The organism is Sphingomonas sp. HF-S4 (assembly GCF_032911445.1).
GTDB classification, from domain to species: Bacteria; Pseudomonadota; Alphaproteobacteria; order Sphingomonadales; family Sphingomonadaceae; genus Sphingomonas; species Sphingomonas agrestis.
The window spans coordinates 520,227-532,446 of the sequence record NZ_JAWJEJ010000002.1 but is presented as its reverse complement, the minus strand read 5'-3'; the positions used below and the strand labels follow the sequence as shown (position 1 = coordinate 532,446).

The window sequence follows — 12,220 nt, the reverse complement described above, 5'->3', positions numbered from 1 at the left end:
CCGTTCGGTTTGAAGCGTCAGCCCGTTCCCTTCGCGGGAGGCGGGCTTTTCGCTTGCCTGAATTCCAGCCGGAACTTGAGCAGCAGCGAGTCTTCCCAGAACTCGCCATTGTCGTCCGCTGCGATCCACACGATCGTGTCGGCGCCTTCGCGCGTCACTGCCAGCGCCTCGAAATTGTCGTGCTGCACCGGGCGCTCGAAGCTCGCCAGCTCGCGGCCCCGCACCACACTGCCGGCGAGCACGCGCAGATCGACCAACTCCAGCTTCGCGGTGAACAGGCCGCTTAGCGACAGCCGGCGATTGAGCACCAGCAGTCGCCCATCGGGCAACTCGGCGGCGTCGGTGGGGTCGTAGTTCGCCGGCGGCACATAAGCGAGCCGCTCGGGCGGCCTCCCCTTCTCGGTCGGATCGCCAGCGAAACGCAGCACGATCCGCGCGTTGGGCCTGCCCTTCGGCCGCGCGGTCTCTCCGAAAACCAGGAAGGCGCCATCGCGCAGCCGCACCATTGCCTCGGGCCCGCCCGCGATCGGCCAGTCGGCCATCGCCGCAGGATGCGCGATCCGCTGCGGCTGCGCGAGATCGGCATCATAGCGCCAGATCGCGTTGCGGTTCTCGAACCCCACCCAGGTCCGTCCGCTCGCCGGATCCCAGGTCAGCGATTCGGAATCGCGGTGGCGCTTGATGAGTCCGGTTCCTGGCCCCGACAGGTCGGAGAAGCGTATGTTGAACGGGCGGAAATCGGCCCCCATGCGGAACCGCACGACGTTGCCGCCGTCGCTGAGCAGCGTGAATTCGTCCCCGACCACGCGCATCGACGAGAAACCGCCGAATGCGGGATCGCGGCTCGTCAGCTTCACCCCGCCGAGATAGGTCAGCGCGCCCAGCCGCGTCCGCGCCGGATCGGTCCGATCGAGCGGCACCCGCGTCGCGAAAATCTCGGTTGGATCGCCCAGAACGGCGCGCGGCTCGATCCCCGAAGCGGTCGGTGACAACATCAGCAGCACGGAAAGCGGAAGAGCGAAACGCATTCGCCCGGTCATAGCCACTCCGCGCCTTGGGGCCAGCGGGGAAAGATGAACCTCAGATAACGGCACGTTCAGGAAAGTGCCAAGCCGGCGCAGCTATACCGGCATTTGTAATAGCGTTTCGATCTCCTCGCGTTGCGTATCGAGGGTCGAGGGCCGGCTCCCTTCCGGGAGCCGGCCCGTTTTCGTTTTGACAGCCAAAATTCCTCCCTCGCTAAACGGGGGAGGAATTTGCCGTCAGTACATATGCTGCCCGCCGTTGATCGACAGCGTCGATCCGGTGACGAACCCAGCCTCTTCAGAACACAGGAACGCCACGCCGCGCGCGATCTCGCTTGCCTGGCCCAGACGCCCGACGGGAATCTTGGCAACAATCTTCTCGAGCACGTCGGCGGGCACCGCGGCGACCATGTCGGTGTCGATATAGCCCGGCGCGATCGCATTTACGGTCACGCCTGCACGCGCGCCTTCCTGCGCCAGCGCCTTGGTGAAGCCGTGGATGCCGCTCTTCGCCGCGGCATAGTTGACCTGGCCGTATTGGCCCGCCTGGCCGTTGATCGAGCCGATATTGACGATCCGCCCCCATTTCCGGCTGCGCATGCCGGGGAAAGTGGCGTGCGCCATGTTGAAGCACCCGCCCAGGTTGATGCGGATCACGTCCTCCCACATGTCGCGGCTCATCTTGAGGATCGTGCCATCGCGCGTCACGCCGGCATTGTTGACCACGACGTCGACCGGACCGAGCTCGGCCTCGACCTGCGCCACGCCCGCCGCGCACGCATCGAAATCGCCGACGTCCCACTTGTACGCCTTGATCCCGGTCCGCTCGGTAAAGGCCTGCGCCTTCTCGTCGTTGCCGGCATAGTTGGCGGCGACTGTCATGCCGGCCTCTTTAAGCGCCAGGCTGATCGCCTCGCCGATACCGCGCGTTCCACCCGTCACGATCGCTACGCGTGCCATGTCGCCATCCTCTCCTTGGTTGTTCTGACAACGCTAGGCAGCGTCTGCCCAGCCTGCAAGCTCTCGCCACAATATCTTACGAAGCATCTCGATCCCTACGGCGCTCGCATTGAGGCAGGGCAGGACCGCGAAATGCGTGCCGCCCGCGGCAACGAAGGTCTCGCGTCCGCGGATCGCCAGCTCTTCCAAGGTTTCGACGCAATCGGCCGAGAAGCCCGGTGCGACGATCGCAATGCGCTTCACGCCTTTGCCCGGCAGGCTTTCCAGCACTTTGTCGGTTGCCGGCTCAAGCCACTTCGCCCGGCCGAAGCGCGACTGGAATGTGATCGTCAGCTCGCGCCCGAGAGCTGCGCCCAGCAGCCGCGCGGTCTTCCGGCAGTGGCAATGATAGGGATCGCCGAACTCGAGCGTCCGCTGCGGCATGCCATGGAAGCTCGCCAGCACTGCCTGCGGCTCGAAATCGAGCCCGGCAAGCGATGCCTCGACCGATTGCTTGAGCGCGTCGATATGCTCGGGCGCATCGTAATATGGCGGCAGCGTCCGCAGTGCGGGCTGCCAGCGCATCAAGGCGAGTTCGGCAAAGGCGGCATCGTTGGCCGTCGCCGTCGTCGCCGCGCAATATTGCGGATAGAGCGGCGCGACCAGGATGCGCTCGCACCCGGCTTCCTTCAGCGCGCGCAGCCGCTCGCCCAGCGCCGGTCGGCCATAGCGCATCGCATAATCGACGATCACGTCGGGCCCGAACGCCCCCTGCAACGCCGCGGCCTGCGCCTTGGTGATCGCGGCGAGCGGCGAGCCGTCCTCGGTCCACACTTGGCTGTAGGCATGCGCCGACTTGGCCGGCCGCGTGCGCAGGATGATGCCGTGCAGGATCGGCTTCCATACGAGCCGCGGGATCTCGATCACCCGCGGATCGGACAGGAATTCGGCGAGATAGCGCCGCACCGCCCCGGCGTCGGCGGCGTCGGGCGTACCGAGATTGGTCAGCAGCACCCCGACTTTAGCGGTCGGGACTGCCGGGTGGTCTAGAGGCTGGGTCATTCGATTTCCGAAAGGAGGGGCAGCCGGCGGAAGCGCACCCCAGTGGCGGCCTGGAGCGCGTTGGCGATCGCGGGCGCCACCGGCGGCACGGCAAGCTCGCTCACCCCGCCGGGCTCGGCGCCGCTATGGATGATCTCGACGGTGATGTCGGGGCAGTCGGCGAGCGTCGGCAGTCGCAAGTCGGTGATGTCGCGCACATCGGCGACATTCTCGCTGAACCCGGTCGAGCAGCCGACCGCACCCGCCATCCCGAACAGCAGCCCACCCTCGACCTGCTGCATCACCAGGTCGGGATTGACCACCCGCCCGCAATCGACCGCCGCGACCAGCCGCTCGACCTTGACGCGCCGGTCGCTGGTCAGCTGCGCCTCGGCGAGCACCGCGATATGCGATCCGCGGAAGCTGTGGCAGGCGATGCCCTGCCCACTCCCCGGCTGGCCGCCCTGCCAGCCGCCGAGCTGCGCCGCGGTCTGCAGGCAGCGTGCAAGCCGCAGCTGGCTCCCAAGCATCGCCATACGGAACGACAGTGCGTCCTGCTCGGCGACATGCGCGAGCTCGTCGAGGAAGCTCTCGGTGAAGAACGCCGTGTAGCTATGCGCGCCCGAGCGCCAATAGCCGGTCGGCACCCCGATCTCGGCGGGGTGGTGATCGACGGCGAAATTGGGAATCGCGTAGAAGGGCGCCGCCCCGGCCACCGCGCTCGGATCGCCACCGCCGATCGCTAGCCCGGCACTCGGCAGCGCGTCGCCGTGGAGCAGCCGCGCGGCCAGTTCGCGCCCGGTGGATGGCGCGGCGATCTTGGCGAGCCAGCCGGTCAGCCGGCCCTTCGCGTCCAGCCGCGCGTGCATCCGTCCCGCCGCCGCCGGGCGGAAACGGTCGCGCCGGAAATCCTCGCCGCGCGGCCAGGTGACTTGCACCGGCCGCCCGATCCGCATTGCGATCACCGCCGCCTGCGCCGCGGCATCGGTCTCGAGCTTCGCGCCGAACGATCCCCCCGCCATCGTCGGATGGACGATCACGTCACTTTCGCCGAGCCCCGCCGCCCGCGCCGCCGCCGCCCGCGCCAGCCCCGGCGCCTGGGTGGGTAGCCACAAGGTCACCCGCCCGTCACGATGTACCGCGGTCGCGGTCATCGGCTCGAGGGGGGCGTGGAGCGCCAGCCCGACGCGATATTCCGCCCCGACGAGCTGCGCGCCGCGGAACTGCGCCGCGAGGTCACCTGCCTCGGCGACGCGCGTGCCCTTGCCCTCGAATGCGCTGCTCAGCGCCTGCTCGATCGTGTCGCTGTTGACCACCGGCTCGGGCGTCTCGAACCGCGGTCGCATCGCATCGATCGCGCGGTCCGCCGCCCACCAATTGTTCGCTACCGCCGCGACCCAATCGTCGCTTGTCATTACTGCGAGCATCCCCGGCACCTTATCCGCAGCGGCACGATCGACCCTGGCGAGCCTGGTCTCGCCCACCGGCCCCTGGCGGATCGCGGCATATACCATGTCGGGCAGGCGGATATCGGCGGCATAGGCCGCGCTGCCGTCCACCTTGGAGGGCGCGTCGAGCCGCGGCAGCGGCTGGCCGTGTAGCCGGGTGCCTTCGTCGGTGCGCAGCGGCACGTCGTCGGGCAGGCTCTGCGCCGCAGCTTCCTCGGCCAGCGCGCCGAAGCCGAGCTTCTGGCTGCCCTGGAACACGAGACCGTTGAACGTTCCGCATGCCTGCCAGTCGACGCCCCAGCGCGCCGCCGCCGCCTTGCACAGCAGCGTGCGCGCCGCCGCGCCGGCATGGCGCAGCGTGTCCTCGAAATTGCGGATCGAGCTCGATGCGCCGGTGAGCACCAGCCCGGTCCGCCGCACATAGCGTTCGCGTAGCGTATCGGGCAGCGGACCAAGCGCGCTCCCAAGCAGCTCGAGCGCGCCGAGCTGGTTTGCGTAAAGCGGATTGAACGGTGCGGGCTCGACGCCCACCATCTTCCAGTCGGCGCCCAGCTCGTCGGCGACGATCTGAGCGAACGCGGTATAGATGCCCTGCCCTTCCTCGCATTGCGGCACCGCGACCGAGACATGGCCGTCCTTGCCGATCTTGATCCATGCGCCGAACAGGCTCTCGCCGGGCGCCGCGGTGAGATTGGGGAGATAGGTGCGCGGCAGCACCGCCCAGGCGACGACCAGCCCCGCGCCGACGCCGCCGCCGATCAGCAGCGTGCGCCGATCGATCCTGGTGCGCGAATTGGGTTTCACCGCCATCGCAACGCTCTATCGCGCAGCATCGCCCCGCGCCAGCCACTTGCGGACTTGGGTTTGCGCCGAGGCTGCTCTATCGCAAGCCGACGAACGATTGCCGGGGAACGACGACACGTGCTGCTCCATCTCCTCGCCGCCGCGGGCGACCATATCCAGTTCAAGGATCTCGGGCTGAGCCCGGTGGCGCTCAATCTCGGTTTCTTTCAGATCAAATGGTATTCGCTGGCCTATATCGCCGGGATCCTGGTGGGCTGGTGGTATCTGCTCAAGCTGCTCGCCCAGCCCGGTGCGCCGATGGCGCGGCGCCATGCCGACGACCTCGTCTTCTACGCCACGCTCGGCATCATCCTGGGCGGCCGGCTCGGCTATGTCCTGTTCTACGCGCCCGAGATGATCTGGGAATCGCCGCTCCAGATCGTCCGGCTGTGGGATGGCGGCATGTCGTTCCACGGCGGCGTGATCGGCACGACGATCGCAATCATCGTCCTCGCACGGCGCAACGGGCTAAACTGGCTGCGTATCCACGATTATGTCGCCTGCGTCGTGCCCTTCGGGCTGTTCTTCGGCCGCCTCGCCAATTTCGTGAACGGCGAGCTGTGGGGCAAGCCCGCCGACCTCCCCTGGTCGATCGTGTTCCGCAACACGGTGCAAACCGGCCTTCCGGAGCCTGCGCGCCATCCGAGCCAGCTTTACGAGGCCGGGCTCGAAGGCGTGCTGCTGTTCGCGATCCTCTGGTTCCTCTTCTGGCGCACCGATTCGCGCTATGCCCCCGGCAAGCTCGTCGGGGTGTTCGTGCTCGGCTATGGCCTGTGCCGCTTCCTCGTCGAATTCTTCCGCGAGCCCGACGCCCAGCTCGTCTGGCTGGTCGACGCAACCGGCCTCCACATGGGCCAGTGGCTGTGCATCCCGATGATCGTCGGCGGCGCCTATCTGATCGCCACCGCCAAGGGCCGCCGCCAGCGGGTGGAGTCGATCGCGGGATCGCAGAGCGTCGCGTAATCCGAAGCCCCTCTCCTCTTGGGGAGGGTTTGACCACACTTACCGCGTCAGGCTGCACAATTCGGCCGGGCTGATCCCATACAGGTCGCAGATATGGTCGCGCAGCCGCTGCTTGGCGGCTTCCATCTCGGCATAGGCAGCCTCTTCGGCCGGCTCGGCGTCGTGGTTGATCTCGTGCAGCGACGGGACCAGTTCGCCCCAGGCGAGGCGGTGCCGCGCCGCCGCCGCGCGCACCGCGGCCACCAAATCCTGCGCATCTTCCATCGCGTGCACAACGCGCAAGCGCGCGCCGGGCTCCGAAAGATGACGCGCGCAGCCCGACGCGTTAGAGACGCCGCGTGACCGATCCCGATCATCCCCTCGCCGCTCCATCCAGCCCGCGTGCCGACAACGCCGCCGAACCCGCGCTCGCCGAGCGCCTCGCCCGCGCGATCACGCTCGCCGGGCCGATCCCGCTCTCGCAGTTCATGGGCGCAGCCAACACGCATTACTACGCCACGCGCGATCCGCTGGGCGCGCGCGGCGACTTCACCACTGCGCCCGAGATCAGCCAGATGTTCGGCGAACTGATCGGGCTGTGGCTCGCCGACCTGTGGGACCGTGCCGGCCGCCCGGCCGCGCGCTATGTCGAGTTCGGCCCCGGCCGCGGCACCCTCGCCGCCGATGCGCTGCGCGCGATGGCGAAGGCCGGGTTCGAGCCCCCGGTCGATTTCGTCGAGAACAGCCCGGTGCTGCGCGGCCTCCAGGCCGAGCGCGTGCCGACGGCCGAATGGCATCTCGACCTCATTGGCCTGCCCGACGACGCGCCGTTGCTGGTCGTCGCCAACGAATTCTTCGACGCGCTGCCGATCCGCCAGCTCATCGCCACGCAGGAGGGCTGGCGCGAGCGGCTGGTCGCCTGCCAGGACACGCTGTTCCTGCCGATCGCCGGCGACCGCAGCTTCGATATGATCATCCCACGCCCGCTGCTCGACGCTGCACCCGGCTCGGTCCTCGAGACCTCGCCGGCCAGCGTCGCGATACTGCGCAACCTCGCCGCGCGGCTGGTCGAGCAGGGCGGCGCCGCGCTGGTGATCGACTATGGCTATGAAGGCCCGGCGATCGGCGACACGCTCCAGGCGGTGCGCGGCCACCAATATGTCAACCCGTTCGAGATGCCGGGGGAGGCAGATCTCACCGCGCATGTCGATTTCGCCACGCTCAAGGAGGCGGCCGAGGCCGAGGGGCTGATCGTCCATGGCCCGGTGACGCAGGGCGCGTTCCTCCAGGCGCTCGGCATCGATGCGCGGACCGAGGCGCTCGCCGCCGCCGCGCCTGAGCGCGCCGAAGCGCTCGCCGCCGACCGCGATCGCCTGGCCGATCCCGAGCAGATGGGCGATCTGTTCAAGGTCGTCGCGTTGACTGCGCCGGGCTGGCCGGTGCCGGCGGGGTTCGCATGATCGACTATCGCCACGCCACCCCGGCCGATCTCCCGGCGATCGACGCGCTGTTCCGTGAGAGCTTCGTCGCGACCTTCGGCCACCTATACAGCGCCGAGAATCTCGCTGCCTTCCTCGGCAAGTTCACCCCCGAGGCCTGGACGCACGAATATGCGAAGCCCGGCAATCTCTTCCGTCTCGCGGAGGACGGCGACGGCCTGGTCGGCTATTGCGCGATCGGCCAGGTCACGCTTCCGATCGAACCTGGTCCGCCCGCGATCGAACTGCACCAGCTCTACCTCGCCGAGCGCGGCAAGGGCAGCGGCGCCGCCCAGTCGCTGATGACCTGGGCGCTGGAAACGGCGCGCACACAGGACTTCGCCCGCATCGTGCTCAGCGTCTTTGTCGACAACCACCGTGCCAAGCGCTTCTACGAGCGCTACGGCTTCGTCGATCGCGGCCCCTACACGTTCATGGTCGGCGATCATGCAGACGAGGACCGACTGATGAGCCTGACGCTGTGAGCGAGGTCGAAATCGTCCGAGCCCGCGCGCTCGACGGCGTCGACCATGGCTTTCTCGGGCGCCGCGGCGGCGTCTCGACGGGGGTGGTTGCCGGGCTCAATGTCGGCACCGGCTCGACCGACGACCCGTCAGCGATCGCCGAGAACCGCCGCCGCGCCGGCGATGCGGTGCTGCCCGGCGCGCGTCTTGTGACGCTCTACCAGGTCCATTCGGCCGATGCCGTCGCGGTGATTGAGCCGTTCGAGGAGCGTCTGCGCCCGCGCGCCGACGCGGTGGTCACCGACCGCCCCGGCCTCGCGCTCGGCATCCTCACCGCCGATTGCGCGCCGGTGCTGCTTGCCGACAGGGAGGCCGGCGTCGTCGGCGCCGCGCACGCCGGGTGGAAGGGCGCGATCGGCGGCGTCACCGATTCGACGATCGCGCTGATGGAGACGCTGGGCGCCAGGCGCGAGCGCATCGCCGCCGCGGTCGGCCCGTGCATCGCGCGCGCCAGCTACGAAGTCGATGACGGCTTCTTCCGCCGCTTCGCCGACGCCGATCCTGCCAACGAACGCTTCTTCGCCGATGGCCGGGCCGGCCATTTTCAGTTCGACCTCGAAGCCTATGTCGCGCATCGCCTCGCTTCGGCCGGTATCCGCACCGTCGAGGCGCTGGGGCTCGACACCTATTCCGACGAGAGCCGTTTCTACAGCTTCCGCCGCGCCACGCATCGCGGGGAGCCGGATTATGGCCGGCAGATCGCGATAATTGGTATCAGTTGATACGGCTCTTCGGCTAGGGAGCGGTCAACCAACAGAATTTGGAGAGCCCGATGACCGACGAAACCGAAGCCGAGCTGACCGGCGCCTCCCCGCGCCGCCGCCCCAAGCCGAGCGTCGACAAGGTCGGCAGCCGGAAGCTCAGGCCATCGACGATGATGATGGGGCACGGCTATGATCCGGTGCTCTCCGAAGGCTCGCTCAAGCCGCCGATCTTCCTGACCTCGACCTTCGTCTTCCCCAATGCCGCGGCCGGCAAGCGCCATTTCGAGGGTGTCACCGGCAAGCGCCCGGGCGGCGCCGAGGGGCTGGTCTATTCGCGTTTCAACGGCCCCAACCAGGAAATCCTCGAGGATCGCCTCGCCATCTGGGAAGAGGCCGAGGATGCGCTGGCCTTCTCGTCGGGCATGTCGGCGATCGCCACCCTGTTCCTGTCGATGGTCAAGCCGGGCGACACGATCGTCCATTCGGGCCCGCTCTATGCCGCGACCGAGACGCTGATAGGGCGCATCCTCGGCCGCTTCGGCGTTAAGTGGCTCGATTTCCCCGCGGGCGCCACCCGCGAGGAGATCGACGCGGTGATGCGTGAGGCGCAGAGCAGCGGCGACGTCGCGCTGATCTATCTCGAAAGCCCCGCCAACCCGACCAACGCGCTGGTCGATGTCGAGGCCGTCGCCGCCAGCCGCGACGCGATCTTCACCGGTGCCAAGCCGCCGATCGCGATCGACAACACCTTCCTCGGCCCGCTCTGGGCGCAGCCGCTCAAGCAGGGCGCCGACATCGTCGTCTATTCGCTGACCAAATATGCCGGCGGCCATTCGGATCTCGTCGCGGGCGGGGTGCTTGGATCGAAGGAGCACATCAACACGATCCGGCTGATGCGCAACACCATCGGCACCATCTGCGATCCCAACACCGCCTGGATGCTACTGCGCTCGCTCGAGACGCTCGAGCTTCGGATGAGCCGCGCGGGCGAGAATGCCGCCAAGGTCTGCGAATTCCTGGCCGGCCACCCCAAGGTCGAGAAGGTCGGCTATCTCGGCTTCCTCGAGCGCGGCGAAGACGCGCGCCAGGCCGACATCTACAGGCGCCACTGCACCGGCGCGGGCTCGACCTTCTCGCTTTATCTCAAGGGCGGCGAGACGGAGGCGTTCGCCTTCCTCGACGCGCTCAAGATCGCAAAGCTCGCGGTGTCCCTCGGCGGCACCGAGACGCTTGCCAGCCATCCCGCAGGCATGACGCATCTGTCGGTGCCGCAGGCCCGCAAGGACGCACTCGGCATCTCGGACAATCTCGTCCGCATCTCGATCGGCGTCGAGGACGCGGATGATCTGATCGCCGATTTCGAGGAAGCGCTGAAGACGGTGTGACTTCCCGCCAGATGAGGGTGACGTTCGCCATTCATGGACTGTCAAAGCCCCCTCCCCTCAAGGGGAGGGGCTAGGCGCACCCGCGCGTTCAGCCGCCCTCGCTAGTTCCGCAGCGTCACGTCGCGCGTGCGATCGGTCGCCGGCGGCGTTACCGGCCCGCGCGCGAAATAGGCTTCGAGCGCGTCGAGGTCGCTGATCGCGGTCAGCATCTCGTCATGCCCGATCAGCGTGCTGAACCCGTCGCCGCCATTGCCCAGGAAGTTGCTCATCACCACGCGATACACCCGCTCGTCGACAAGCGGCGCGCCGTTCAGCCTGGGATCGATCACGCGCTGCCCCACCGGCTTGCCGAGATCGTAGCCGAAGCCAAACCCGCGCGAGACCAGCAGCAGATTGCGCCCCCCCGCCTTGTTCTCGTCGAACTGCTGCTCGAGCACCGCCCGCAGCTGCCTGCCGGTCATCCGCTTGATCACCATCACGTTGCCGAAGGGCTGGGCCGCATAGATGTCGCCGAAGGTGATCGTGCCGTCTGCGCGAGGGGTGAGCGCGGCGCGAACGCTGCCGGCGTTCATCAGTGCGATCTCCGCCCCGCCATTTGCCGGCGCGGCGGTCGCGGCAAGCTGCGCGTCGGCGACCAGATTGCCGAGCACCTGCTCCTGCAAGCCGTCCGCGCGCGGCGCCGGGGCAGTCATCCGCCCGATCGGCCGCTCCTCGTAGCGTTTCGCGGCCGCGGCATAGCGCGCGACCAGCGCCGCCACGCGGGGCTCGGGCACATAGCGCGCATAGCGCTCGCTGATCGGCACCGGCCCCTTGGCGCTGGTGAACGCCTCGCCCTGGATCATCACATTGTTCGCGCGCTTGGCGACGACGCGCCCCGCCACCGGATCGATGTCGAGCCGGATGTCGGTGAGCAACGTGCCGCCATAGCCCGCGCTGGTCAGCAGCAGCGGGCGGTTCGCGTCGATGCTGCCATAGTCGCAGACATAGGCATTGTGCGTGTGCCCCGACACGACAAGATCCACGCGCGGATCGAGCCGCTCGAGGATCGGGAAGATGTCGCCGGTCATCCCGTCACAGCTGTTCGCGTCGAACGCCGCCTTCGAATAGCCGCCCTGGTGGATCAGCACGACGATCGCATCGGCGCCCTCTGCCTTGAGCCTCGGCACCAGCGCGTTGACCGTGTCGGCCTCGTCCTCGAATTTCAGCCCCTCGATCCCGCTCGCCATCACCAGGGTCGACGTTCCCTTGAGCGTCATCCCGATGAAGGCGACCTTCACCTGGCTCGCGCCGCTGCCGAAGCTGCGCATGCCGTAGCTGGGGAAAAGCGTCTCGCCGCCCGCCTTGACCACATTGGCGGCGAGATAGCCGAAGCGCGCGCCGGGGAAGGGCTCGACCGCGCAGGGCTTGTGCTTGGTGTTCTGCTCGCAGCCGCCGTCCTGGAGCCGGTGAAGCTCCTTCTGGCCCCGGTCGAACTCGTGGTTGCCGACTGCGTTGAAGTCGACGCCGACCAGGTTCATCGCGTGGATCGTCGGCTCGTCGAGGAACATCGAAGAGACCAAGGGACTCGCGCTGATCATGTCGCCTGCCGAGACGGTGATGCTGTTGGCCTGCCCCTCGCGCAGCTTGGCGACCGCCGAGGCGAAATAGGCCGCGCCGCCCGCGGGGACGCGCGTCGGCGTATCGCCCGGGATATCGACCGCGAGCTTGCCGGCTTCGAGATTGCCGTGAAAATCGTTGAACGCGATGATCTGGACCGACACCGGCGCGGATGCGGGCACCGCTCCCGGTCCGGCGACCTGCCCCGCGCATCCCGCGAGCATCGCCGCCGCCACCAATCCGATCAAACCGCGCATCTTCATCTCCGAACTGCCACGCCCGTGGCCGGGAGATG

11 protein-coding genes are annotated in these 12,220 nt (G+C 68.1%); 5 read left to right on the top strand and 6 right to left on the bottom strand.

Going from position 1 to position 12,220, the window contains the following annotated elements; all coding sequences use genetic code 11:
* Positions 1-17: 17 nt before the first annotated feature.
* The 4 genes from RZN05_RS18540 to RZN05_RS18525 form a co-directional block, all read right to left on the bottom strand.
* Positions 18-1,028 (bottom strand): esterase-like activity of phytase family protein, encoded by a 1,011-nt coding sequence (locus RZN05_RS18540; protein WP_317228163.1) that lies wholly within the window; start codon positions 1,026-1,028, stop codon positions 18-20.
* Positions 1,029-1,262: 234 nt separating this feature from the next.
* Complete coding sequence (phbB, locus tag RZN05_RS18535) at positions 1,263-1,985, bottom strand: acetoacetyl-CoA reductase (RefSeq protein ID WP_317228162.1); 723 nt, start codon at positions 1,983-1,985, stop codon at positions 1,263-1,265.
* Positions 1,986-2,018: 33 nt separating this feature from the next.
* Positions 2,019-3,026 (bottom strand): ferrochelatase, encoded by a 1,008-nt coding sequence (hemH, locus tag RZN05_RS18530; RefSeq protein WP_317228161.1) that lies wholly within the window; start codon positions 3,024-3,026, stop codon positions 2,019-2,021.
* Positions 3,023-5,263: a xanthine dehydrogenase family protein molybdopterin-binding subunit gene (locus RZN05_RS18525; protein ID WP_317228160.1), complete on the bottom strand. Its 2,241-nt coding sequence runs from the start codon at positions 5,261-5,263 to the stop codon at positions 3,023-3,025. The genes hemH and RZN05_RS18525 overlap by 4 nt, the downstream gene beginning before the upstream one ends.
* 111 nt (positions 5,264-5,374) lie before the next feature.
* Between RZN05_RS18525 and lgt the strand changes: the two genes are divergently transcribed.
* Complete coding sequence (gene lgt / locus RZN05_RS18520; RefSeq protein WP_317228159.1) at positions 5,375-6,259, top strand: prolipoprotein diacylglyceryl transferase; 885 nt, start codon at positions 5,375-5,377, stop codon at positions 6,257-6,259.
* Between the two features lie 39 nt (positions 6,260-6,298).
* Here the strand turns inward: lgt and RZN05_RS18515 are convergent, their stop codons facing one another.
* Positions 6,299-6,523, bottom strand: a complete 225-nt coding sequence (locus RZN05_RS18515) for a hypothetical protein (RefSeq protein WP_317228158.1) — start codon at positions 6,521-6,523, stop codon at positions 6,299-6,301.
* Between the two features lie 74 nt (positions 6,524-6,597).
* Here RZN05_RS18515 and RZN05_RS18510 point away from each other — a divergent pair, with 74 nt between their 5' ends.
* From RZN05_RS18510 to RZN05_RS18495, 4 genes are read left to right on the top strand one after another with little or no spacing between them, the layout of a single operon-like run.
* Entirely contained in the window at positions 6,598-7,698 is a 1,101-nt protein-coding gene (locus RZN05_RS18510) for a class I SAM-dependent methyltransferase (protein WP_394804838.1), read from the top strand.
* Positions 7,695-8,201, top strand: a complete 507-nt coding sequence (locus RZN05_RS18505) for a GNAT family N-acetyltransferase (RefSeq protein WP_317228157.1) — start codon at positions 7,695-7,697, stop codon at positions 8,199-8,201. The genes RZN05_RS18510 and RZN05_RS18505 overlap by 4 nt, the downstream gene beginning before the upstream one ends.
* On the top strand, positions 8,198-8,962 hold the full coding sequence (gene pgeF, locus RZN05_RS18500; RefSeq protein ID WP_317228156.1) for a peptidoglycan editing factor PgeF: 765 nt from the start codon (positions 8,198-8,200) through the stop codon (positions 8,960-8,962). Before RZN05_RS18505 ends, pgeF begins: the two co-directional genes overlap by 4 nt.
* Before the next feature lie 50 nt (positions 8,963-9,012).
* Positions 9,013-10,329 (top strand): cystathionine gamma-synthase family protein, encoded by a 1,317-nt coding sequence (locus RZN05_RS18495; RefSeq protein WP_317228155.1) that lies wholly within the window; start codon positions 9,013-9,015, stop codon positions 10,327-10,329.
* A gap of 101 nt (positions 10,330-10,430) precedes the next feature.
* Here RZN05_RS18495 and RZN05_RS18490 read toward each other — a convergent pair whose 3' ends face one another.
* A complete protein-coding gene (locus RZN05_RS18490; RefSeq protein WP_317228154.1) occupies positions 10,431-12,182 on the bottom strand; it encodes a bifunctional metallophosphatase/5'-nucleotidase in 1,752 nt (583 codons plus the stop codon).
* Positions 12,183-12,220 lie beyond the last annotated feature (38 nt).